Raw genomic sequence first — 218 nt, 5'->3', positions numbered from 1 at the left:
GGTTCAATGTGGACGTGGTGCTGGCCAATCAGGCCGCGTCGGCCACCGGCTGGAACGGCATGGACCTGACCAAGAACGGCGCGGGTACCCTGACGCTGTCGGCGCTCAATACCTACACCGGTGCGACGACCGTCAATGGCGGCACGCTGGCGATGGGGATCGCCAGCGCGTTCGCGGCCAGTTCGGCGGTGACCGTCAACAGCGGCGCAACGCTGGCG

At 67.9% G+C, this 218-nt stretch carries 1 protein-coding gene; it reads left to right on the top strand.

Going from position 1 to position 218, the window contains the following annotated elements; genetic code table 11:
• The coding region (locus PQR02_RS40980) for an autotransporter-associated beta strand repeat-containing protein (RefSeq protein ID WP_408243477.1) at positions 1–218 on the top strand (218 nt) is incomplete at both ends.

It is taken from the genome of Paraburkholderia sediminicola, assembly GCF_046026895.1.
GTDB lineage: Bacteria > Pseudomonadota > Gammaproteobacteria > Burkholderiales > Burkholderiaceae > Paraburkholderia > Paraburkholderia sediminicola_C.
Note: the sequence above shows the minus strand (reverse complement) of the source record. Positions and strands in the feature narration are given on the sequence as shown.